Annotated in this window: 20 protein-coding genes and 1 pseudogene; 12 read left to right on the plus strand and 9 right to left on the minus strand. The window is 62.7% G+C overall.

Translation table 11 applies throughout. The annotated features are described in order from the left end of the window. Window positions 1-118: 118 nt before the first annotated feature. Both EKO19_RS04425 and EKO19_RS04430 read right to left on the minus strand, forming a co-directional pair. A complete protein-coding gene (locus tag EKO19_RS04425) occupies window positions 119-2,506 on the minus strand; it encodes a TonB-dependent receptor (protein ID WP_129775176.1) in 2,388 nt (795 codons plus the stop codon). Between the two features lie 46 nt (window positions 2,507-2,552). Beyond that, window positions 2,553-4,487 carry a tetratricopeptide repeat-containing sulfotransferase family protein gene (locus EKO19_RS04430; RefSeq protein ID WP_129775177.1) on the minus strand — a complete coding sequence of 645 codons (1,935 nt, stop codon included), beginning with the start codon at window positions 4,485-4,487 and terminating at the stop codon, window positions 2,553-2,555. An 87-nt stretch (window positions 4,488-4,574) separates the two neighbouring features. Here EKO19_RS04430 and EKO19_RS04435 point away from each other — a divergent pair, with 87 nt between their 5' ends. The 7 genes and pseudogenes from EKO19_RS04435 to EKO19_RS04460 all read left to right on the plus strand — a co-directional run bounded on the left by EKO19_RS04435 (window position 4,575) and on the right by EKO19_RS04460 (window position 9,766). After that, window positions 4,575-5,105 (plus strand): methylated-DNA--[protein]-cysteine S-methyltransferase, encoded by a 531-nt coding sequence (locus tag EKO19_RS04435; protein WP_129775178.1) that lies wholly within the window; start codon window positions 4,575-4,577, stop codon window positions 5,103-5,105. A 189-nt stretch (window positions 5,106-5,294) separates the two neighbouring features. Next, window positions 5,295-5,895 (plus strand): annotated as a pseudogene (locus EKO19_RS39730) (amidohydrolase); the annotation flags it as partial. Window positions 5,896-6,263: 368 nt separating this feature from the next. Then, window positions 6,264-6,638 carry an amidohydrolase family protein gene (locus EKO19_RS39735; RefSeq protein WP_407676638.1) on the plus strand — a complete coding sequence of 125 codons (375 nt, stop codon included), beginning with the start codon at window positions 6,264-6,266 and terminating at the stop codon, window positions 6,636-6,638. Next, a complete protein-coding gene (locus EKO19_RS04445; protein WP_129775179.1) occupies window positions 6,638-7,888 on the plus strand; it encodes an amidohydrolase family protein in 1,251 nt (416 codons plus the stop codon). Before EKO19_RS39735 ends, EKO19_RS04445 begins: the two co-directional genes overlap by 1 nt. An 86-nt stretch (window positions 7,889-7,974) precedes the next feature. Next, window positions 7,975-8,403 carry an EF-hand domain-containing protein gene (locus tag EKO19_RS04450; protein ID WP_129775180.1) on the plus strand — a complete coding sequence of 143 codons (429 nt, stop codon included), beginning with the start codon at window positions 7,975-7,977 and terminating at the stop codon, window positions 8,401-8,403. Window positions 8,404-8,861: 458 nt separating this feature from the next. Further along, window positions 8,862-9,302 (plus strand): type II RES/Xre toxin-antitoxin system antitoxin, encoded by a 441-nt coding sequence (gene parS, locus EKO19_RS04455; RefSeq protein WP_157995117.1) that lies wholly within the window; start codon window positions 8,862-8,864, stop codon window positions 9,300-9,302. After that, window positions 9,299-9,766 carry an RES family NAD+ phosphorylase gene (locus EKO19_RS04460; RefSeq protein WP_129775182.1) on the plus strand — a complete coding sequence of 156 codons (468 nt, stop codon included), beginning with the start codon at window positions 9,299-9,301 and terminating at the stop codon, window positions 9,764-9,766. Before parS ends, EKO19_RS04460 begins: the two co-directional genes overlap by 4 nt. A 64-nt stretch (window positions 9,767-9,830) precedes the next feature. Here the strand turns inward: EKO19_RS04460 and EKO19_RS04465 are convergent, their stop codons facing one another. The 4 genes from EKO19_RS04465 to EKO19_RS38555 all read right to left on the minus strand — a co-directional run bounded on the left by EKO19_RS04465 (window position 9,831) and on the right by EKO19_RS38555 (window position 14,283). Beyond that, window positions 9,831-10,973, minus strand: a complete 1,143-nt coding sequence (locus EKO19_RS04465; protein ID WP_129775183.1) for an acyl-CoA desaturase — start codon at window positions 10,971-10,973, stop codon at window positions 9,831-9,833. A gap of 151 nt (window positions 10,974-11,124) precedes the next feature. Continuing rightward, a complete protein-coding gene (locus EKO19_RS04470) occupies window positions 11,125-12,183 on the minus strand; it encodes a cell division protein FtsA (RefSeq protein WP_129775184.1) in 1,059 nt (352 codons plus the stop codon). A 40-nt stretch (window positions 12,184-12,223) separates the two neighbouring features. After that, a complete protein-coding gene (locus EKO19_RS04475) occupies window positions 12,224-13,684 on the minus strand; it encodes a peptidoglycan recognition protein family protein (protein WP_157995118.1) in 1,461 nt (486 codons plus the stop codon). Between the two features lie 431 nt (window positions 13,685-14,115). After that, window positions 14,116-14,283 carry a hypothetical protein gene (locus EKO19_RS38555; protein WP_175596952.1) on the minus strand — a complete coding sequence of 56 codons (168 nt, stop codon included), beginning with the start codon at window positions 14,281-14,283 and terminating at the stop codon, window positions 14,116-14,118. A gap of 203 nt (window positions 14,284-14,486) precedes the next feature. Here EKO19_RS38555 and EKO19_RS04485 point away from each other — a divergent pair, with 203 nt between their 5' ends. The 5 genes from EKO19_RS04485 to EKO19_RS04505 all read left to right on the plus strand — a co-directional run bounded on the left by EKO19_RS04485 (window position 14,487) and on the right by EKO19_RS04505 (window position 18,767). Continuing rightward, window positions 14,487-14,849, plus strand: a complete 363-nt coding sequence (locus EKO19_RS04485; protein ID WP_129775186.1) for a response regulator transcription factor — start codon at window positions 14,487-14,489, stop codon at window positions 14,847-14,849. Then, window positions 14,849-15,700: a methyltransferase family protein gene (locus tag EKO19_RS04490; protein ID WP_129775187.1), complete on the plus strand. Its 852-nt coding sequence runs from the start codon at window positions 14,849-14,851 to the stop codon at window positions 15,698-15,700. The genes EKO19_RS04485 and EKO19_RS04490 overlap by 1 nt, the downstream gene beginning before the upstream one ends. Window positions 15,701-15,757: 57 nt before the next feature. Beyond that, window positions 15,758-16,744 (plus strand): hypothetical protein, encoded by a 987-nt coding sequence (locus EKO19_RS04495; protein WP_129775188.1) that lies wholly within the window; start codon window positions 15,758-15,760, stop codon window positions 16,742-16,744. A 124-nt stretch (window positions 16,745-16,868) separates the two neighbouring features. After that, the gene (locus EKO19_RS04500) at window positions 16,869-17,480 is read left to right on the plus strand and encodes a DUF4412 domain-containing protein (RefSeq protein ID WP_129775189.1); all 612 of its coding nucleotides are present in this window, start codon (window positions 16,869-16,871) and stop codon (window positions 17,478-17,480) included. 30 nt (window positions 17,481-17,510) lie between these two features. Further along, the gene (locus tag EKO19_RS04505; protein ID WP_129775190.1) at window positions 17,511-18,767 is read left to right on the plus strand and encodes a hypothetical protein; all 1,257 of its coding nucleotides are present in this window, start codon (window positions 17,511-17,513) and stop codon (window positions 18,765-18,767) included. Window positions 18,768-18,914: 147 nt separating this feature from the next. Here the strand turns inward: EKO19_RS04505 and EKO19_RS04510 are convergent, their stop codons facing one another. From EKO19_RS04510 to EKO19_RS04520, 3 genes are all read right to left on the minus strand, one after another. Then, window positions 18,915-19,613, minus strand: a complete 699-nt coding sequence (locus EKO19_RS04510; protein ID WP_129775191.1) for a response regulator — start codon at window positions 19,611-19,613, stop codon at window positions 18,915-18,917. Then, window positions 19,610-22,309 carry a sensor histidine kinase gene (locus EKO19_RS04515; RefSeq protein WP_217705118.1) on the minus strand — a complete coding sequence of 900 codons (2,700 nt, stop codon included), beginning with the start codon at window positions 22,307-22,309 and terminating at the stop codon, window positions 19,610-19,612. The genes EKO19_RS04510 and EKO19_RS04515 overlap by 4 nt, the downstream gene beginning before the upstream one ends. A 103-nt stretch (window positions 22,310-22,412) precedes the next feature. Further along, window positions 22,413-23,684 (minus strand): dicarboxylate/amino acid:cation symporter, encoded by a 1,272-nt coding sequence (locus tag EKO19_RS04520; RefSeq protein WP_129775192.1) that lies wholly within the window; start codon window positions 23,682-23,684, stop codon window positions 22,413-22,415. Between the last annotated feature and the right edge of the window lie 2 nt (window positions 23,685-23,686).

Genomic DNA, 23,686 nt, shown 5'->3' on the forward strand with positions numbered 1-23,686 from the left:
CGACGGGACTGGTCTAAGCAAATTCCGCCATGCCCCGCCTGAATGGACACATGCAGCCGGGTTCCGGCTTCGGGTTCAACAACGAGGGCGGGAGCATCACGCTCCCGCCCTGTCTGCGTCAGAACTTCTGCCCGAACTTCACGCCAATCGTGCGCGGCTGATTGGTGACGATGTAGGGCTTGGTGCACATCTCCTCACGACACTGCGCAAAGCGCGTGATGTCGGCACGCTTGTCGAACGCGTTGTTCAGAAACACCTGGGCCGTCCACGACTCCTTGCCGAACCCGAAGCTGAAATCGGCCAGACCGTACGCGCGGTTCTTGCCGAGGATCCCTTCGTCGAACGTCGTGAGAGCCGCGCGGCTCTCGGACTGATAGACGAATGCGGCTTGCGCGAAGGCGTCGAACGAGCCCATCTCGAAACGATAGCGGCCGGTGAGATTCGCCTTGTAGTCGGGCACGACCGGCAGCGTCGTCCCGTCGCTCGCGCCGCGCAGCACGTCGGGACCGCCATAAGGGTCCGGCGCGAAACACTGATTCAGCGGCAACGGCTGCCCCGCTGCGTCGAGCAATTCGCAGAAGTCGCCACGCAATTTGGCGTCGAGCACCGACAGACCGCCCGAGATCAAGAAACTCTCGGTGGCCGCGAACTCCACATCCGTCTCGATACCTTTGATGCGCGCGCCGCCGGCGTTGGTGATATTGGTGAGACCGTTCAGGCCGGTGAACGAGAACTGGAAATCGTCCCAATCGAGCATGAACAGCGCGCCGTTGAAGCGCAGCCGGTTGTCCATCCAGGTCGTCTTCCAGCCCACTTCGTAGTTCTTCAGATAGTCGGCGTCGTACGGCGGGAACGTGCCGCGACGATTGACGCCACCGGGCCGGAAGCCCTTGGAGTACGTCACGTACACCATGCGTTCGTCATCGAACTTGTAAGTGAGATTGACCTTCGGCGTGATGCCATCGTCCTTGACGGACTTGTCGAGGTTCTTACAGGGCGCTGTGCTGACCGCGTGATAGGGGACCCAGCCGGAGCGATCCCCGACGTCATCGCCAAGCAGGCCGCTGCAAAGCGCCTCGCCGTTGGTACCGCTGCTGCTGTAGCCCTCGCCGTAACCGAAGAAGCCCGCCAGCGAGTTTTCGGCTTTGAACCAGCGCGCACCGCCGGTCAGCGTCAGCTTCTCGGTGATGTCGAAACTGAGCTCGCCGAACACCGCGTAGTCGCGATCCACCCGCTTCTGTTCCGTCAGCCAGATCGTGTCGGGCCAGTCGGTCACTTCGTAGACCGGGGTCAGGTTGTCGATCTTGTAGCGCTGCTCGATCAGGTGCTGCTGGCGCTGATAGAACAAGCCACCGACGAAACGCACCCGCTTGTCGCCAGGCGTCGACAGACGGAATTCATGGCTTTGACGCTTGTAACGATCCTTGCCCTGGATGTACTGCGTCGGCTCGATGGTGTCGCCCGCATCGTTGTACACGGTATAGCCGTACGAGATGTCGTAGAACAACGAGTAATCCGAGTAGTCCTGCTCGGTGTCCACATTGCGCTTGAGATAAGAGCCTGCGTACACCACGTCGAGATTGGCGATCTTGCCTTCGACCGTGAGCGCAGCTTGCGTCCAGCGATCGTCGGAAGTTTCCGGCCGATAACGCGCCACCTTGAGATCGCCCAGACTCGGATCGTAAGCAAACGCGCCGTTCGCTTCCTGCTGCTGATGCATCAACGTGGGCGTGATGGTCCAGCTGTCATTCAGATCCACACGCAGGGCGGCACGCGCGCCGTAAGTCTCCACATCGTTGTAATCTTTCTTGGCGCGGTCGGCGTTGTTGATGGTGATGTCGGCGGTGGGATAGAAACGATCCCGCGCGACATTGCTGATATAGCCCGCGTCGCGCTTGCCCCAACCGACCAGTCGGATCGCGGCATTTTCGCTCACCGGCAGATTGGCGAAGCCCTCGGCGACATAGCCGGCCTCGCCATCGAGCATGTTGCCTTCGATGTCGTAGCCCGCCACGAACTTCGATGGATCCGGTTTGTTGGTGATGATACGAATCGTGCCCGCTTGCGAGCTGGCGCCGTAGAGCGTGCCCTGCGGCCCGGCGAGCGCCTCGACCCGTTCGATGTCATAAACGTGCACGTCGAGCGCGCCCTGAATCGTGGTGATGGGCTGCTCGTCGAGATAGATACCCACCGAGGGCATCGAGCCCGAGTGGTTGCCGTTGTCGCCGCTGCTGACGCCGCGGAAGAACACTCGCGAGAAGCCGGGGCCCAGCGAGGTGTAGGACAGGCTGGGCAGAAACTTCGCGTAATCGGCGAAATCGGTGACGTGCAACTCTTCGAGCTTGGCGGTGCCGAGCGCGGTGATACTGACCGGCACCTCCTGCAGATTCTCCTGCCGTTTCTGAGCGGTGACGATCACCTGTTCGAGCACCGCGCCTTCGTTGGCCTGTTGCGCCGACGCCTGCGACAGCGTGACGGACAACGCGGCAGCCAATGGAACCGACATCGATCTTCGGCGACCTTGCCGAGGTTTGTGAGCATGCAAGCGACGATCAACCATCTTGCTCTCCCCATGTTGTAGGAACCGCGGGATACGACTCGAGCACCGGCCCGAGCGCCCGCTTCAAAGGATCCAGCCAGGATTCATAGTGTTGCCAGTGATCGACACCGTCGCGATAGATGGGACGGCGCACCTGCTCCGAGCTCGCCGTGCGTACCGCGCGATCGTTCTCATAGAAACGCAGACAACGCTCATCGAACGGCAGACCGCAGTAGTCGAGCAGCCGTCGCACTTCATTCTCGGTGTCATCGACCAGGGTCTCGTAAATCACCCGATGCACGCGCCCCGGCAACACCGCGTCGAAATGCGCCATCAGCTCGACATAGTCGCGGTAATAGCGACCGATGTCTTCGAGCCCATAAGTGAAATGCTGGCCGCGCGCGAAATGCTGCTTGAAGCCGGAGAAGCAGCAGCCCAACGGATGACGCCGCGCGTCGATGATCCTGGCCCGCGGCAGGATGAGCTGAATCAAACCGATGTGCGCGAAGTTGTTCGGCATCTTGTCGATGAAAAACGGCGCGTCGGTCTTGCGCTGGATGCGAGTATTCGCGATGTATTCATCGCCGAGCTCGCGCAGCTGATCGGCGGAAAGCTCAGCCAGCACTTCGGGGTACTTCGACGCCTCGGTTCGCGCTCGACGGCCTCCCAGCGAGCGCGACAGGTCGATGATGTCGGGCAATTCCATCGTGCCTTCGACCAGCGGATGACTGGACAGGATCTGCTCCAGCAACGTCGAGCCCGCGCGCGGCAAGCCGACGATGAAGATGGGATCCGGCGCGGCCGAACCCCAGCCGTCGCGTGCGGCGAAGAACCCGGGCGTGAACAACTGTTTCGAACGCTGCGTCTTCTCCGAAGTCTCGTCGGCGTCGTACTGGACCATCTCCCGCCGCAGCCGATTGCCCTGCTCATAGTGCTCGAACGACTTCGGGTAATCGTGCGCGTCCTCGAATGCCTTGCCGAGCGAGAAATGAAAGTGGAAGCGATCCTCGTCGCCGAGCTCGTTTCGTTGCAGTTGCTCCTGCATGCCCGCGACCTCCCGATCGCTGAAACGAAATGTTTTCAGATTCGCCAGACTCCAGTACGCCTCGCCGAGCTGAGGCGACAGCTCGATGGCGCGGCGATACGTCGTTACGCATTCGCCCTGCCGACCTGCCGTCTTCAGCGCGTGGCCATAGCTCATCCAGACCTTTGCGTTACTTGGATACTCCTTGACCACACCGGCATAGATCTTCAGCGCGCGATCGTAATCTCCGACCCGGCCCAATACGGCGGCCAGCAGATTACGAAATCCAGGATTGCGCGGGTCGGCGGCGAGCAAGCGGTCGAGCTGCTGCAGCGATTGGGCCAGCTTGTTCTGTCGCTGCAGAACGAACGCGTAGTTGTGACGCGCGCCGAGAAAACTGGGCGCCAGCTCGAGGCACCGTTCGAGCAGGACTTCAGCGTCCGCATAGCGCCCGAGCCGTGCGGCCACTTCGGCGAACATGCGAATCGCCGCGACATCGGTGGGATGCTGCTTCAAATGCTCACGAAGCAACGCTTCGGCGACCGCTATGCGGTTCTCCGCAAGCGCGACGCCCGCTTCGAGCAAGCGGGGATCGCGTGTCGAGAATCGAATGTGCTGAGCGTACGCGTGGTCGGCGCCTGCGGCGTCGCCGGCGGCGGTGAGATGGTCGGCCAGCGTTCGCCACGCGTCGGGCAAATCAGGCTGCAACTCGACCGCCCGGCGCAAGGCCGCGATCGCCTCGTCGCCCTGGCCATTGGCGCTGTGTGCAAGGCCCAACAGAAACTGTGCCAGCGGTTGTCGGGGAATGACCTTTAAAATCTCCCGCGCCTGCTCGGCGGCCGCAGACGGGTCATGATCCAGCAAATGCCGGGTATGCGAGAGGGCGATCTCCAGGGTTCCTACTGGTTCTGGTGTTGCGCTCATTCGTCAGCTGGCCAGTGACAACGCAATGTCCCCGCTGTGATCATAACGCCGCTGACACCTGTTACTGCAAATGCATTGAGACTCTTCATGTCCGCGACCCCATTCAGCTTCCGACTCGAATGCATCAAAAGTCCCGTTGGCGACATGCTGGTGGTGGCGGATGAGCAGGAGCGCTTGCGCGCGCTGGGCTGGGTCGATCTGGAAGCTCGGCTGCAACGGACGCTCGCGGTGCTGTACGGTGACGTGAAACTCCAGACTCAGCCGGTGGCGCCCGCGATCACAGAAGCCTTGCTCGGCTATCTCGAAGGCAAGTTGGATGCCATCGATTCGATTTCCGTGGAAACCGGCGGCACGGCCTTTCAGCGCTCGGTGTGGCAAGGTCTGCGCAGCATTCCGGTCGGCACCACGATGAGCTATGGCGACTTCGCCGCGCGCATCGGTCGCCCTAAAGCCGTGCGCGCCGTCGGTCATGCGAACGGCTCCAATCCCATCTGCATCGTCGTGCCGTGCCATCGTTTGATCGGCGCCGACGGCTCGCTCACCGGTTACGGCGGCGGCCTGCCCCGCAAACGCTGGTTGTTGAATCACGAAGCAGCAGCGCAAGGCAGGCTGATCTGATAGATTTTTGCGCTTCGATTTTTCGCCGCACGGATATCACAACTAATGCAGCAGCACGCTCATGCGCGCGGCGCCTCGCGTCGCCCGGTCATGATTCCTTTGCTGGGGTTCTTGCTGAGTGCCTGCGCGACCGCGCCGCAGTCGCAGACACCGACGCCACAAGCAACCCCCGCTCCATCGACACCCGCACCGTATACATCGACGTATCAAGCGCCGGCATCCGGGCCGACACTGATTCGCGGTGCAACTGTGCTGACCGGCACAGGCACGCGCATCGACAACGGCGACGTGCTGATCGTCGACGGCAAGATCTCGGCGGTCGGTACACAACTGACCGCGCCCGCCGGCGCCAGGGTCATTGCAGCGAACGGTCGCTGGGTCACGCCCGGCTTGATCGACGTGCATTCACACCTCGGTGTGTATCCCAGCCCCAGCGTCGACGCGCACAGCGACGGCAACGAAATGGTCGACCCGGTGACCGCGCAAGCGTGGGCCGAACACGCCATCTGGCCACAGGATCCCGGTTTCGAAACTGCGCTCCAGGGCGGCATCACCACCCTGCAGATCCTCCCGGGCTCGGGCAATCTCATCGGCGGTCGCGGTGTCACTGTGAAGAACGTGCATACCACGACTTATCAGGCCATGAAATTTCCCAACGCTCCGCAAGGCTTGAAGATGGCCTGCGGCGAGAACCCCAAGGGCTTCTATGGCGGCAAGGGTCAGGCGCCGATGACCCGCATGGGCAATGTCGCCGGCTATCGCCAGGCATTCGCCGATGCGCAGGCCTATCGTGAGGAGTGGAACAAATATCGCCGCGAGCTGGCCGAGTACCAAAAGAAACAAAAGGGCGAAAAAAAGCCGGACGACAAGCCGCCCTCACCGCCCAAGCGCGACCTGAAGTCGGAAACGCTGGTCGGCGCCATGAATGGCGAGATCCTGGTGCACATCCACTGCTACCGCTCCGACGAGATGGCCATCATGATCGACCTGGCCAGGGAGTTCGGCTTCAAGATCGCCGCGTTCCACCACGCCGTCGAGGCCTACAAGATCGCCGACGTGCTCGCCAGCAACAATATCTGCGGCGCCGAGTGGGCCGACTGGTGGGGCTTCAAGATGGAAGCCTTCGATGGCGTGCTGGAAAACATCGCGCTCACCGACATGCCCAAGAATGCCTGCGCGATCGTCCACTCCGATTCGGCCGAGGGTATACAACGACTCAACCAGGAGGCCGCGAAGGCCATGACCTATGGCAACCGCATGGGCCTCGCCATCTCGCGCGAGCATGCGATCACGTGGCTCACGTCGAACGCCGCGAAGGCGCTCGGCATCGACAAAGTCACCGGCACGCTCGAGGCCGGCAAGATGGGTGATGTGGTGATCTGGAACAGCGATCCCTTCAGCGTGTACGCGCTCGCCGAGCAGGTGTTCATCGATGGCACGCTGGCCTACGACCGCGCCAACCCGGCGACCCAACCCGCCTCGGATTTCCTGCTCGGCCAGTTTGAGACCGCTGTGAAAGGGAGCGCACAATAATGAAAGCTCTGATCGCCTCCGTGCTGGCGCTGAGCGCCAGCAGCGCCGCCCTCGCGCAGGATGTTTTGATTCGTGGCGCGACGGTCTATACGTCCACCGCCAAAGGCACGCTCACCAACACTGACGTGCTGATTCGCGACGGCAAGATCCACTCCATCGGCAGCGGCCTGTCCTCCAACGGCACCGTGATCGATGCCAAAGGTCGCGCGCTGACGCCGGGCATGTTCGCCGGCCTCAGCACCATCGGCATCCAGGAAGTCTCACAAGAGTCGACGACCGACGACGCCTCCATTGGCCTCGGCGCGCCTGCATATGAGATGCAGTGGCGGCCGGAGTTCGACGTGTCCGCCGCGTACAACGGCCGCTCCGTGCTCGTGCCGGTCACGCGCATCGAAGGCATGACCTGGACCGTGCTGAATCCCGGCATCGCCGGCAGCGGCAACTTCCTCGCCGGCCAAGGCGCGGCGGTGACGCTCGATGGTCGTCAGGACGCCGTGCTCGATGGCAGCCGCTCGCTGTTCATCAATCTCGGCGGCGGAATGAACTCACATTCCGGCGGCAGCCGCGCGGCACAGTGGATGGTGCTCGAGCAGGCCGTGCATGAAACGCGCAATCGCGTCTCCGATCAGAAGACGCTGATGCATCCGCTGGGTCGCGAAGTGTTCGCTCGTTATCTCTCCGGCGGACGGGTGATCTTCAACGTCGACCGCGCCGGCGAAATCGTCAAGACGATCGCGTTCGCCAAACGTTACGGCATCAAGCCGGTGATCGCCGGTGGCGCGGAAGCCTGGGTCGTGGCCGATCAACTCGCTGAAGCCAAAGTGCCGGTGATCCTCGACGCGCTCAACAATCTGCCGAACTCGTTCGACCAGATCGGCTCGCGCCTCGACAACGCAGCGCTGCTTTACAAAGCCGGCGTGAAGCTAACCTTCACTCAGTTCGAAGACAGCCACAACGCTCGCAAGGTCCGCCAGACCGCCGGCAACGCCGTCGCGCATGGCATGCCGAAGGAAGCGGCGATCACCGCGCTGACCGCCGACGCCGCCGAGATCTTCGGCCTCGGTGCGACTCGGGGCCATATCGCCGCCGGCCAGGTGGCCGATGTGGTGCTTTGGAGTGGCGACCCGCTCGATGTCACCAGCCTCGCCGACCAGGTCTGGATCGCCGGCCGCCCGATCGACATGCGCTCACGCCAGACCGACCTGCGCGATCGCTACTTCGAACGCCTGAAGCGCGCGACCGCGAACTGAGCGGTCAACCTCGCGGGCCGTGGTGCGTTGATGGGAGGAAGCGTTGGGTTGTACCAGCGCTTCCCCCGGATACTGAGGAACGCACCATGCCCCGCTTGTTTGTATCGACCGCCCTGCTGATTCTGTTAAGCGCGCCCGCCATGGCGCAGATGCGCGGTGAAGGCATCTTCGAACGCGCCGACACCAACCACGACGGCTCCGTCACCCGCGAAGAATTCCTCGCCGCCCGCGCCGCGCAGTTCGCCAAATTCGACCGCAACTCCGACGGCTACATCGACAGCGCCGACGTCCCCGAGCGTCTCGCCAAGCGTCGCGGCGGAGATTTCCTCGCGACCCAGTTCGATGCCGATGGCGACGGCAAGGTGAGCAAGGAAGAATTCGTGAACGGCCCGACCACGCTGTTCGACCGCGCCGACACCGACAAGAACAACGTGCTGGACGCGAAGGAACTCGCCGCGGCGAAAGAGCTTGCTAAAGAGAAAGGCCAGGAGTGGCGCAGTCGCAAGAATCAATAAACCAGTTCTTACGTCAGCCGGTACCTCCAAGATATCGGCAGCGCCAGGGGTGGGTATCTTCTCCCGGCAGATTCGAGGTACAGGGACGTGTCCTCGCATCAGCGCACACCAACCCGCTGGCACGGAACTGTTCCGCCTGCCGCTGCCGCTCATCGCCCGCCGTCATGCCGAACGCCGCACCAGCCCCGCTCATGGCCACGATACCGGGAGGTTTAACGTCGAGTAACGTCATTGGAAACAGCAAATAACTGGGGGAGGCAGGCGCGATTCACGACTGTGTGTCGTGCCCGCTAGTTTGCACGATGCGCCCGGCGCCATGGGGTAACGTGTGGGTTATGAAACAGTCCCAGCAGTTCTCTGCATCGTTCGCGGACGCCGTCTGGCCTGCAGACAGTGGGCATTTGGCATTCGGCCAATTGGCGCGTATAGTTATGCCACTTGGCATAAGTGAACCACCCATGACCGAATCAGTACCGAGGGTCGCCGAGGTACTCGGCGGCGTCAGCGTCCTCGGAGAGCAGCCGAAGAACACCGACGCTTGGATGACTATGATCGAGACCGGGCTACCTGCAGCCGCCGCGGAGGCGCTCAAGGAAGTCGTGGGCCTGGATGATCCAAGCCTGGCCGTAGCGCTGGGTGTCAGCATCCGCACTCTTGCACGCACGCGTGCCGTCCGAGGACGACTTGATTCTGTAGTCAGCGATCGCCTGTATCGACTGGCACGCCTCGTAGCCATCGCACGCGTGGTACTGGAGCACGACGATCAGGCCGTGTACTGGCTCACCCATCCGCAGCCCGGTCTTGGCGATCGCCGCCCCATCGACTTCGCGCGGAGTGAGCCTGGCGCACGGGAAGTCGAGAATCTGCTGCTGAGAATCGAGCACGGCGTCTATTCGTGAGCGTGTACACGTTCCGGCTGGTCAAGGCCAAGCACGCGGCCACCGCCTTCTCAGGCGAAGGCGCGCGGCTCGCCGGTGGCCGTTGGAATCGTCCCGGAACGTCGCTCGTCTACACCAGCGAATCCTTGTCGCTCGCTGCGCTGGAAACATTCGTGCATCTCCAGCCGGTCGACAAACGCATTCGCTACGTCTGGTTTCGTGTGATCGTTCCCGCGAATGTCGCTATCGACAAGTTGCCGTCACTGCCGAAGACGTGGCGCGATTCGCCGCCAGGTGAAGCAACTCAATCCGTTGGCAGTCGCTGGTCGAAACAGGCGACGGCTGCCGTCCTGCGAGTCCCCTCCATCCTCGTGCCCGGCGAGCACAACCTGCTTCTGAACCCCCAGCATCCCCAGTTCAGGCGATTGAAAATATCCGAGCCCGAGCCGTTCGAATTCGACGGACGACTCTGGAAAGCCAAGTAGTCCCCGGAAACAACAAGGGCGCCCGAAGGCGCCCTCTCTCAATCGAACCAACCGCCCCGACCGATCAAGTCGCCTGCACGGCGATCAGCCGCACGCGCAGGTACTGCTGACGCAGCGACTCTTCGAGCTCGCGCACGCGCTGGGCGAGCTCGGTGTGCTCGATGTGGTCGATGACGGCCTTCTTGGCGGCTTCGACTTTCTTCTGTTGCAGCATGGCCCAGTGAGCCAGCGTTTCCTTGAAGTGAGCCATTTCGGTTTCGAGCGACTGACGCAGGGCGGCCAGGCGGCCGTGGTCCTGGCACTGGCCGAGGTTCTCTTCGGCTTCCTGCAGCTGACGTTCGACCAGCGCCTGGCGGATCTGGAACTCGGGGACGCGCTTCAGGGAGCGGGCCAGGCCGACGAACTTGGCGGCGCAGATCAGCCACTTGGTCGGATCCCACTGGTACCAGCGGATGCCATTGCGGTAGTCCCACTGAAACAGGTGGTGATAGTTGTGATAGCCCTCGCCCCAGGTGAACAGCGCCAGCACGCCGTTGTCGCGGGCGGTGTTCTCAGTGGTGTAAGGACGGCTGCCCCAGAAGTGGGCCAGCGAGTTGATGAAGAACGTGCAGTGATGGCTGACGACCAGGCGCAGGAAGCCGCCGAGCAGCAGGCTGCCCCAGATGTTGCCATTCATCCAGCCCAGCAAGAGCGGCAGACCGAGGTTCATGGCCGTGGCGATCAGCACGTAATGCTTGTGCTGGAAGGCCACGATCGGATTGGCTTCGAGATCCTTGGCGTTACGGAAGTCCTGCTTGCCGCTCTCGTAGTTACGGAGCATCCAGCCCATGTGCGAGAACCACAGGCCGCGCTTGGCCGAGTACGGATCCTGATCCACGTCGTCCACGTGGCGATGGTGCACGCGATGAGACGACGCCCACACCAGGATGCTGTTCTGAAGCGCCATCGCGCCGAACAGCATGTAGAAAATCTGTAGAGGTTTGGACGCCTCGTAACTGCGATGCGCCCACAGACGGTGGTAGCCGGCGGTGATGGACATGCCGTTCAACGCCCAGAGCACGAAGAAGCACGCCCACTCGAAGCCGTCGAAACCGAACTTTACCCAGTACCACGGGAGCACCGTCACCACCGGAATGGTAGTGAGCACAAACATGATGAGCGCGGGCCAGTTGACGGGCGCGCGGTTCGGCATGGAATCAGCGGTCATCGGTACTCCGTCGAAAGCTTGAGGCTCGATCCTAACAGGGGCAGGCGGGAATTTCCGCGCAATAATGTCTCAGACCCACCCGGCCCGTACTTCGTGCGAAGTACCGGCCAGTTTCAGGGAATTCCCTAGGTTTCCGAGCCGAATCTGTGACTTAGCGCTCAGCCAGCGCTGCCACCAGGGCGCCGCGGGCGGTGGCTGTCAGTGGATCGCTGGCCATGCGCACCTCGCCGATCTGGAACGGCCAGGAGCGGCGGCGCAAGGCCTTCTCGAAGCGGTCCCGGAAGCCATTGGGCTTGGAGGTGCCGCCAGCCAGAATGATCGGCATGGGCTGATCGTTCCGGGGCAGTTTGGGGGTCTTCTGCACGGCCTTGCCCAGCTCCTCGACCAGCTGCTCGATCAGCTTGTCGTAATAGATGTGCAGCGCCTTGTCGATCTTGTCGCCACCCTCGCGGGTCAGGTCCAGCGTCTCTTCCTTGATGGCTTTGACGCGGGTGGCAGGCTCGTTGACGACCGCGCCGACCGAGGCGTCGATGAAGTCACCGCCGTGCGCCAGGCTCATGGTCAGCGACGGAATCGACAGGTACGAGATGGCGACGTTGCACATGCCGCCGCCGCAGGAGATGCCGATGCCGGTAAATCCTTCCTTCGCAAGCTCGGCCAGCACCACCGCCAGGCCTTCGTTGACCGCCAGCGGCGTGTAGCCCCGGCCCTTCAGATAACGCTTGATGGTTTCTTCGTGATAGGTCAGCTCATGACCCGTCTCGGGCGCGGCGGCCGGCACGGAGAACGCCAGCAATTCGCCAGGATTCCGGGACTGAGGCACCAGCGTGCTGAGCACGGTCTCGAGCACGTGAGTGGCCTGCGGCTCGCTGGGATTCAAGATGCCCTTGGCCATCGGCCGGCGCACGTTGGCGTTGAAGATGTGCGCGAACTTTTCCGAAGCGTCGCCGTAGACGATCAGCCGGTCGTTCTCGCGATAGAACGGCGTGCGATTCGCCTTCAGCCCTTGCTCGTGCAACGCCGAGTACGGCACGTCGAAGAATGCGTTGAGCTGCGAATCGGTGGTCGGTGAAATGTTGTCGCCGCGCGCGGAGACCACTTTGCTGGTGCCCACGTCGAGGCCGATGCGAGTGCGAGTACCGCTCTGGCTCTGGCCAGTGTGGCTGCCCGAGCCCGACGATTCCGAGCCGTGATCGTTACGATCGTCCATAGCGTTACCCTCTTGTGTCTGCCGTCTGTAAAACCGCTGTCTACCGGTTGCGATTGGCCAGGCCAGGCTCGTCCCCGGCCGGCGTCGGAAGTTCCGCGCGCCAGCGGCGATATTCCGCCTGGCGCTCGTGCCGTAAATCATCCAGAGAGATCGCGCGCTGGCGAGCCTCACCGGCGAGCTGCTGCTCGGCCGCGATCAACCCGGGCCAGCGCTCGCCCATCGTGCGCAGGAATTCACTGTCGTAAGTGAAGCCGAACAGCGCCACGCTCGGCAGCGGCTGCGCATACAAGTCCGGCAAGCCAAAGGCTTTGAACGGAAACCCCCGCGCCCAGTCGAGGTGATATCCAATCAAGCCCCGCTTCGGCGACACGCTCGCGAGCCCGTGCGTCACGCACATCTCCGGCGCGATCGCGAATCGCTGCCGCAGGTAATGAGTGAGATTGCGACCGGCGATCAGCTGAGCGCGCGTGATGGGCAACGTGCGCCCGCCCTCCCAGCGCGACTCGAACGATACCCCGAGGAATGCCGAATTCAGATCCAGATAAACCTCGTCGCCGCGCGCCCACACACCGTGTCCGGCATGATTCGCCCGGCTGTCGTCATCGACGATGCGATACACGCGGCCGAAGCGATCGATCATGTAGTTGTAGGCCTGCTCACGCTTCACGAAGCGGAGCAACGCTTCCGAACCCTTGCGCAATTCTTTCTCGTAGCCCGGCTCGAGCGGCCACAGGTCGCTCTCCGAGGTATGAAACAGGATGCCGATGGGACGATCGAGCTTGGTAGGTAACAACTTGCCATCGCGAGCGTGCACGCGATAGTCACGTGGCGTGCCCTTCACCGTGTACGCGGTCTCGATGCGCAAACCGTTGCTATACAACTCCCAGTCCGGCCCGCGATCCGCGAGCCATAGCATGCTGGGCACGATACCCACATCGTCATCAGCCAATGATTCGGCGACCGGCGGCTGATTGACCGGCGTATTTTCTTCGACTGGCGCGGGCGTGGTCAGCGTCGTCGGTACGGAAAGCGGTGCGGTCGTAGCTTCAATCGCAGTGGCATTCGCTTCGGTGGAAGAACCCACCGACGCCACTTGCTCAGGCTCACTGCGCCATCGATTGACCTGCCAGGCGACGATTGCAACGAGCACAGGAACAAACAACATCGCGGCCGCCGACGCGCCAACGACAACGCGACGCGCAGTCTTTCGAGCCGCGAGCGTGCGCTCCGCAATCTCTTCATCGGCATCGGCAACGGCGTCGAGCGCGCGCAAACCTTTCAATCGATACCAGGCGCGACGCGCGGGAGGAATGGGCACGAGCTGCACGAGTGCGCTCTTGTCACCGTCTTCGTTGAGCGCCTTTTGCAAATAGCGCAGCTTGACGATGGGATCGTCAATGTCATCCGTGATGCGTGTCAGCTCCTCGCCGCACTCACGGCTCACGGGCGGCCGCTCACGCCGATAGCGCTCCGTGGGCGAGCCTCTCGCTGCAGCCGTCATGGGCCGGCCATCCATCCAACGAAAACAATGGGATGCACGTTATGCCTGCGAACATTCTGCGTTGCAATCAGGGATTACAGTCGCGTTATGTCCGGCGAACCAGTACCTGGTTCACGGTCCCGCCAATTCCATGGCGGTGAGCACTCCAGAAATCGCGGTTCGCGAGCCGTTAGCCGCATATCGGCACGCGCGCGGCAAGCACCAAAAGCAGCAGCGATGGCAATGCGGGCCAAAGAGCCCACCGACGCGATGACCAGCGCGCTTCGACAAATGCCGTACGGCCTGGATAAGGATGAGCTTGATATGCGTGTTCGTCGGTGAGGTTGTAGACGCCCAGCGCGATGGAATCGCTGGCAGAGCGACGCTGAACGCCGTCTCCAACCCTCGGGCTCTGACCCGGGCGACGTTCTGAACGTTGGTGACATTCGAAGTCACCGTGAGTTCGTCTGACTGAAGATGCTGTCGCGCACGTCGTCCTGGAACAGACTCGCCCGCAACTTGCCCCAGCTGAACCAGCGCTCGACTGCAAGCAGACACCACCCAAGGTGAGACAGATTGCCCAACCTCACGAAGGTACTCGGCCGAGACGTTAGGTACATGGATGCACCCCGTCGCCGCCGGCGACGAGCGGCCGGTAAAAGTCACGCCTTTTGCCGGGCGCACGCCGGGCGGGGCAGGATGCCCCGATCCGGCGTCGTCAAAAAGGGCAGTACCCTTTTAGAGCAGTCTCTTTTTGAGCATTTTTTCTCTGCTCGTCGCTGCTTAGGATGCGTCCCATCGAGAACACTGATTGGGGAAGGCAATGGATACCGAGATCTGCGAGCAAGCCGATATCTACGAACAAGTCCGAGAGGCAGTGCGGCAAGCCGTAAGCGATACGCTGGCCCGGATCGCTACCCGGGACGATCTGAACACCCTGCTGCTGCAACTCATGCCGACCCCGGCGGCCGCGCCACGCCCGTCCACCCCTCCCAGCCCGGTCCGGCTGACGGCGCGCGAACAGGAAATCCTCGAGCGCATCACCGCCGGCGACAGCAACAAAGAAATCGCCCGGGCCTTCGATCTCAGTCTGCATACGGTGAAACGTCACGTCGCGAACATTCTGACCAAGCTCGGCGTCAGCTCGCGCGTGCAGGCGGCCACCTGGAAGTACGCGCGCCACTGATGAGATCGCCTTCGGCCATGTTGTCCCCGGAGCACATTCTGCGGACGGGCTTCGGGTTCCGCGCTTCGCAGACGTTGCTGTCGGCGGTCGCAGTTGGCTTGTTCACCGAGCTCGGCAAGGGGCCGCGCTCGAACCGTCAACTGCGCCGCTCGCTCGGCTTGAAACAGAGCGCCGTCGCCGAGCTGCTGGAGCCGCTCGTGGCGCTGGGTTTTCTGGAACGCGAAGGCGACGATGCCGGCGCCGTGTACGTCAACAGTAGGGAGAGCGGTCATTTCCTGGACCGGAACAGTCCCAGCTATCTCGGCGACGTGCTGTTACAGAACGCCCAACCCAAGGCTGCGCGACGGAAATCCTCGGCGACGGGGCTGATGACGATTGCCGCCTTGTTGCTGGCCGACCGGTTCGACTTCTCCGGCTATGGATCGATGCTCGACCTGGGCAGTACAGGCGGCCTGCTGGCGAGGGCCCTAGCCGCCCGACACGCGCACCTGGATTGCACGAGACTCGCCCTATCCGGCACCGCCGGCACCTTGCCTCGCGCCGATGTCATCGTCATGCCAATGATCCTCCGGCGTTTCGACGAAGCCGATCGAACGCGGCTCATCAAGCGCGCTCATCAGGCGCTGGCACCCGGCGGCTGCCTGATCGCCATCGAACTTCTGACCGGCGAGGATCGGCGTCGGGGCTCGTCCCTGGTCGCACTGCTGGGCGCCGACTCCCATCGCAACCGGGCACTCAGCTGGTCGGACCTGGATGACAGCTGTCGTGCAGCCGGCTTCGCACGCACCGAATTGTTGCCGCTGATCGGCCCGCTGACCGCGACCCTCGCCTACAAGCCGCCGAAACATTGAGTTGTCGGCTAGAATCCGGGACCAAACTCCAGCCCAAGGTCCCCGTCCCAGAGATCCATGGCCCGCAGCGACCCTCCCCGCGCCATCTCCCGTTTGCGTCATCGCCCGGTTGCGCGACGGGATGTCGACGAGTGTTTCGAGCTGCTGCCGCCGTGGCTCGGCGTGGATCAACAGCAAATCGCGGAAATCCGCCAGGTGTGGGACTGGCTCATCGACGAGCCGTCGCTGCTCTCGGGCATCATCGAGGATCTGGCGCTGCCGCCAGGCAAGCGCATCCAGGCGTCGGGCGTCACGCTCATCGTGCCGCGAAGCCTGGTGCAAGCGCTCGATCTGGACGGACAACCGCGAGCATTCATCACCCGGCGCATCTATAGCGCGCTCCGGGACGGCAGTTTCAAACCCATGACCAATCGGGAGATCGGCATCGAGAATGCCCGCGGCGATCTGACGATGATGATCCTGCACTTCTCCCAACGCGATCACGACATCGGCAATCCGTACGTCCAGGACGTGATTACGATGGCGAACGACACGTTCCGCACCTTTCATGACGGTTTCAATCTGCGCGCCGTGTACTACGAGACCGGTGAGATCAACGACCTGGTCGCCGAGGCGTCGGGCTTCATCCGGCGCCAGTACGCCGATCAGGCGGAGCTGCAGAAGTTGCCGCGCGAACATCAGCCGGCTTTCTTCGGTCTGACCCGCGAGCAGGCCAAAGGCCTGCTGCCCGGCTCGCCGGCTCGCAATTGTTTCCAGAATCAACCGCCGCTGTTTACGTTCTCGGCATCGCAACGCCGCCTGCTGTGGTTCGCCTTGTTCGACGACTCCGACGATGCGCTGATGCCGTTGCTCGATGTGTCGGTGCACGGCCTGAAGAAACTATGGCGTGGCATCTACGAGCGCATCGAAGACCGCATGCCCGAGTTCTTCGGCGACACCAGCGGCAGTGACGAAGGCAAGCGCGGCCCGGAAAAGCGCCGGCAAGTGCTCGCGTATGTGCGCCAGAGGCCCGAAGAACTGAGACCCTGGTCCGCTACCGATTGATCGTCTGCGACATGCACTGAAGTGCATGGCTCCCCTCTCAGCGCCGGCATAGCTCCTCCGAGCGATTCGACACCCGGCGCGCACCCGGAAACTTCGCGTCCATCGATCACCGCGGAGTCATCTCATGTTCAAGCGACTTTCCATTCTCGCCTGTCTGGCGCTCTCCCTGTCCGGCTGCATCAGCTCGGTCGACGCTGCCACCCTGCCCATGCCTACTGTCGAATATTCGGCGGATCGCATCATCGAAACCTCGCAAGGTTCGTTCGAAGGCAAGATCTTCGCCGCCAGGGACAAGGAGCGCACCGAGACCAGCATGCAAGGCATGCAGAGCGTGATGATCCTGCGTAAGGATCAGCAGCTGGGCTGGATGATCATGCCGGCGCAGCGCATGTATCAGAAGCTCGACTACAAGCAGGCCCAGCAGCAGAGCGGCTCGCAGCCCAGCGACGTGGAGATCACCGAAGTCGGCAGCGATACCGTCGAAGGCATCGCGGCCACCAAGTACAAGATGATCATGAAGGACGGCAGCGCCGGCGGCTTCCTGTGGATCACGCCCGAAGGCATCACGGTGAAGATGGACATGCTGTCCAAGGACGGCCGCGACAAGAACCGCACCACCGTCACGCTGAAGAACCTGGTGATCGGCCCGCAGGACGCCGCTCTGTTCGACCCGCCCGCCGACTACAAGGCCATGCCGTCGTTCGGTGGCGGCATGAAAGGCCTGTTCAATCGCTAACGCGCGTACGTCATCACATCAGGTGCAATCATGAAATCTCGACATCTCGCGGTGGCTGTGCTCGTCGCTACCTCTTTACTCACTAGCGCAGCCTTCGCGGACTGCGCCGGCGATGGCGTCGCCGACAAGAAGCGCTCGTTTCAAAAGGCACAGACTTTCGAGCACGACGGCAAGAAGGAACAGGCGTTGTTCGCTTATCAGGCGGCGCAGGGCTATGCGTGCGAACCCAACAATCCGTACGAAATGGACGCGGCGAGACGCGCCGCGCCGCTGGGCCTGGAGCTCGGACAGGCCGCCGAGAAGAAAGGCGATCTGGCGCGTGCCTTTCAGTTGTATGAGGCCGGCGGTCACTTTGCTCACGCCGATCGGGTGTTCATCGAAACCATTCGTGCCGAGGACGCTCCGCAGGCGTATCAACGGGCGCTGGAGCACTATCGAAATCGCGAAGGCGGCGCGTTCGTCAGCAACCATGCCGCCGCACTCAAAGTCACTGGCAGCTACGAGGTCGATCCCAAATACATGGCTGAAGTGATGGCTATGCCGAAGCGCGGCGTCGAGCGGGCGGCGGAAAAGGAGAAGGCGGCGTTCAACGAGCAGTTCTTGCGCGAGTACGTGCAGCTGATTCAGTCACAGCCGGACGACCCGAGCGACTTCGCAGCTCTGCAACGCGCGGGAGACGCCCAGACGGCGTTCGCGAATAAGTGGCCTGACCAGGATCCGATGAAAACGTCGCGCGATGCGATTCAGGCCATGCGCATGTGGGGTCTGAATGGCAACGACGAAGCGCTGAGCAAGGCGGTCGACGGTCGCGTGAAGTCGTTGGTCGAACAGCGGGCAACGCTGCTGCGTGACAAGTTCTTCAATGCGCCGAAGTTGCTCGGCGATGCGATGGACTTCTATCGCGTGCTGGGCTCGGACGCCGGCGTCGGCGGCAAGATCAAGGCGATTCGTTCGCAGGCCAGGCAGCTCGCGGCGCAGGCGGATGCGAAGCAGCGATATGGCTTGGCCGCTGAGTACTACAACATCGCGGGAGATGATGCCGCGGCCGATGCGTCCCGACAGAAACAGCAGCAGTTGGCGATGCAGAAGATGCAGCCGTCGATCGATGCGGCCCAGAAGCAAGCCGAGGAGTTGCAGAAGCAGTTCAGCGATCCGAAGGCGGTGGAAGCGATGCGCAAGCAAGCTGAGGCCGCGCAGGCTGCGATCCAGGCTCAGCAGAAAAAGCAGCAGAAGAACGGCGATAAGAAAAAGAGCGCGGAGGAGTTGGAGAAGGAGTTGGGAATGTAACAACTCAAAGGGTTGCCGGCTCGGCCTCGGCGGGGCAGCCCGGCCTGCTGAGCCGAATCCACTCGTAGCACGCCGCTCGCGTCGCAGTACTAATTGCATCGCCCGGCTCCGCCGGGCCGATGCGACTCCATCAATGAACCACCGGCTTCAATCTCCAGGCAACAGTAGCCTGTATCCGACCCCTGCCTCAGTCAACAGGTACTGCGGCCGAGCAGGATCCGGCTCGACTTTGGTCCGCAGGTTCTTGATACAAACTCTCAGGCTCCGGGTATCGCCATGCTTATCCGGCCCCCACGCCTCGTTGATGAGCTGCCGCTGCGTGACGATCATGCCGGACTGACGCGCCAGACTCTCGAGCACGCGATACTCGAGCGGCGTGAAATGCACGTCCCCCTTCGGCCCGACCGCCTGCCGCCGGGTCAGATCGAGCGAGATCGAGCCGATCTGCAAGTTCGGCACCTGCTCCGCCCCACGAACGTTCCGTCGCAACGCCGCCCGCACGCGCGCCAGCAACTCCGGCGCGCTGAACGGTTTGGTGACGTAATCATCCGCTCCCGCATCGAGCGCCTCGATCTTCTGCGACTCCATGGTGCGTGCCGACAGCACGACCACAGGCACCGGCGACCACTCACGAACCGATCGAATCACCTTGAGACCATCGGCATCCGGCAACCCCAGATCCACCAGCAACAAATCCGGCTTGTGAGTTCGCGCCTCGACGATCGCCCGTGCCGCGGTTTCGGTTTCAATGACTCGATAGCCCGCCGTCTTCAGCAGCGTGCGCAGGATGCCGCGAATGTCCGGCTCATCTTCGACGATGAGGACCTGATGGAGAGCCTGCGTCACGAGCTGCCCTCCTTCAGCGGCAAAGTGAAAACGAATCGCGCCCCGCCGCCCGGCCGCGCGCCGGCGGTAATATCGCCCCCATGAGCGCGAACGATCGCGCGACAGATCGCGAGCCCCAGCCCCGCGCCAACCGTCGCGCCCTCGTCGTTGCCTCGCTGAAACTTGTCGAACAACCGGCTCGCCTCTCCTGCAGGCAATCCAGGACCTGAATCGTCACAAGTGACAGCCACCGCGTCGTCGCGAACCACGGCGGAGATCGTCACCGATGTCTCGGGCGGCGTGTACTTCACCACGTTTTCCAGCAGATTGACGAAGACCTGCACGATCAAATTCGCGTCGACATGAACCGGCGGCAGATCGGCGGGCAGCTGCGACGTGACCTCATGCGAGCCGAGCCGCTCCTGCATGCGAATCAGCGCAGTGCCGAGCAGATCATCCAACGTCTCCCATTCCCGGCGCAGCGCGACCTGCCCGGACTCGAAGCGCATCAGGTCGAGCACGTTGGAAACCAGGTCCGTCATGTCACGTGCCTTGGACTCGATGGACCGCGCCAGCTTACGGCGCACCGCCGTGTCCAAATCATCGCCCTGCTCCACCAACGTGCTACTGGCACCTGCGATCACTGCGAGCGGCGTACGCAAGTCATGCGAGATGGAGGCGAGCAAGGTATTCCGCAAGCTCTCGGTTTCAGCAGCAACGCGTGAGGATTCCGCAGTTTCGGCGAGCTTGCCCCGCTCCACCGCCAGACCGATCTGCGCAGCGAACGTTTCCAGCAAACGCCGCTGCTCAGGCAACAGGACACGACGCCGGTTCTGAGGCAGCACCGCCAGCACCCCGAGCTGCTGTTGCTCACTCCCTAGCGGCAGATACAACGCGGGAGCGGCGGGCAACGTATCCGAGTCGAGCCCGGCGCGACGCCCATGATCGAGCACCCACTGTGCAATCGACAGATCCGCACCTCTGAGCGAACCCGCTTCAGGCACTTCGCGCGGATGTTTGAGCTTGCCGGCGGCGTCCGGCAACAAGACCACGGCCTGACATTGAAACACTTCGGCGACGTGACGAACCGCAACGCGCGCCATCTCGGCAATACCACGCGTCGCCGCCAACTCGCGACTCATCGCATACAACAGATAAGTCCGCCGTTCACGCGCGCCTGCGACGCGAGTCTGCTGCCGCACGCTCGCCATGAGATTCGCGATCACCAGCGTCACGATCAGCATCACCGCAAACGTCACGACGTACTGCGCGTCGGCAACCGAGAACGTGAAATGCGGTGGAACGAAACAAAAGTCGAACGCGAACACGTTGGCGATGGCCGTCAGCACGGCTGGCCCGCGCCCGAATCGAACGCCAGCGATGGTCGCGCCAAGCACATAGACCATCACGATGTTCGCCGCCTCGAAGCTGTCCTGCATCGAGAACCCGATCAGCGTGCAAATCAACGTGGTGGCCAGCGCCCACGCGTAGCGATCCCAATGCACGGGCATCGCCATTTCCGGCACATCGGACCGCTCGACCGCCACTTGCTTCGGCGAATCCGCGGGCGCAATGGTGATCACATCGAAGCCCTTCGCCTTGCGCGCCAGGGCCGTTGCCGTGGACGCCCGCAACAAAGCTCGCCAGCCCCGCCGCTTCGGCGCTCCAACGATCACGCGAGTGGCATTGCGAGTGTGCGCATACTCGGTCAATGTTTCAGCGGCCGTCGGGCCGTCGAGCGTCACCGTCTCCGCGCCCAGCGACTCTGCAAGACGCAGAACGTCGATGCGACGATTGCGCTGATGTTGTGACAGGCGCAGCAGCTCCGGCGTCTCCACATAAACAACCGACCAGACGGCATCGAGCGCGTCCGCCATGCGTTTGCCCGCTCGCACCAACTGCTCGGCCTGCTCATCCGGCCCTACGGCGACGAGCAGACGATCGCGCGCCATCCACGCGCGTGAGGCACGATCCAACGAAGCGGTTGCGCGAGCCGAAGCGTCGACACGATCGGCCATGCGACGGAGCGACAGCTCACGTAACGCGATCAAGTTGGATTTGCGGAAGAAACGATCGGCCGCCGTGCGCGCTTCTTCCGGCAAATAGATCAGACCTGCCTGCAGCCGGCCGAGCAGGTCGTCCGGCGGCAGGTCGATCAGCTCGACTTCATCGGCTTCGTCGAAAATACGATCGGGAATGGTCTCGCGCTGACGCACGCCGGTGATCTGCGCCACCAGATCGTTCAGACTCTCCAGATGCTGGACATTGACCGTGGTCCAGACGTTGATGCCCGCTTCGAGCAGTTCTTCGATGTCCTGCCAGCGTTTCGCATGGCGGGGCGGCGGATCGCCGTCGATGAGATTGGAATGCGCCAGCTCGTCGACCAGCGCGATGGCGGGCCGGCGTTTCAGCGCGGCGTCGAGATCGAACTCCTGGCGGACCAGCCCGCGATAACGGACCGGCAAGGTGGGCAGTTGCTCCAGGCCCTCGCGCAGGCTCTCGGTTTCGGCTCGCCCGTGCGGCTCGATATAACCGACCACCAGATCGGCGCCGGTCTCACTGACCCGATGCGCGGCCTCGAGCATCGAATAGGTCTTGCCGACCCCGGCCGAACCGCCGAAAAAGATACGCAGCTTGCCGCGCCTGGCGCGAGCTTCCTGGTCGTTGACGGCCGCCAGCAATTGGTCGGGATCGGGGCGCATGCCCGATTTGAGCATGCCACCCCGGTCGCCAGATAGACCAAACGTGTGAGGATTAGCCCGGGCAGCGTGACGCAGAAACGCTGTGAAGGGCATCCCGCGGGAGGGCTGCGCCCGGCAACTAAGACGCTCGGCTCTCGCTGACGGCAGCAACCGGGCTGTCTTCGGCACCGGGGTTGCGCAGCTCGCCTTCCCACTTCGACACCACCGCCGTCGCGACGCTGTTGCCGACCACGTTGGTCGCGGAACGGCCCATGTCGAGGAAGTGATCGATGCCGAGCAACAGCAACATGCCGGCTTCGGGAATATTGAAATGGGGCAGCGTCGCCGCGATCACGACCAGCGACGCACGTGGCACGCCGGCAATGCCCTTCGACGTGAGCATCAGCACCGCGACCATGACGATCTGCTGACCGATGCTCATCTCGATACCGTACACCTGCGCGATGAACATGATCGCGAACGTGCAATACATCATCGAACCGTCGAGGTTGAACGAATACCCCACCGGCAGCACGAAACTCGCCACTCGATTGCTACAACCAAACCGCTCCAGCTCTTCCAGCGTCTTCGGATAAGCCGCCTCGGAGCTGGCGGTCGAGAACGCAAGGATCACCGGCTCACGCACACGCCGCACGAGTTGGGTGATGCGCGGCCCGATCACGACGCCGCCGGCGATGACCAGCACCAGCCACAGGATCGCCAGGCCGAGATAGAACTCGCCGATGAACAATCCATACACGCCGATGATGCCCAGCCCCTCCCTGGCGACGGTGTTCGCAAGCGCTCCGAACACCGCGAGCGGCGCAAACAACATCACGTAACCGGTGACTTTCAACATGATGTGCGCGACCACGTCGAGCACTTCGATGACCACCTTGCTCCGCTCGCCCAACGACGCCATGGCGGTGCCAAAGAACAGCGAGAACACCACGATCTGCAGAATCTCGTTGCGTGCCATCGCATCGATGACGCTGGTCGGAATGGTGTGTTCGATGAAGATCTTCAACGACAGCGCATCGCCCTTCACGCCCGACGTCGCATTCGCTTCGGGAATCGGCAAGTGCATCGCTTTGCCGGGCTCGAACAGCTGCACCAGGATCAAGCCCAAGGTCAGCGAGATCACCGAAGCCCCGATGAACCACGCCAGCGCCTTACCGCCGACCCGGCCCACGGTTGCGATATCGCCCATCTTCGCAATGCCGACCACCAGGGTGGCGAACACCAGCGGCGCGATGATCATCTTGATCAACCGTAGGAATACGGTCGGCAGCAGCGATGTGAGTTCGGCGTAGCCGGCGCTCGACTCCGGGAAATACGCGTACGCGATGTAGCCGCTGAGGATACCCAGCACCAGACCGATAATGATCCAGCGAGTCAGGCGATTCGGCATGA

The sequence above is a fragment of the Peristeroidobacter soli genome (assembly GCF_004138485.1).
GTDB lineage: Bacteria > Pseudomonadota > Gammaproteobacteria > Steroidobacterales > Steroidobacteraceae > Steroidobacter > Steroidobacter soli.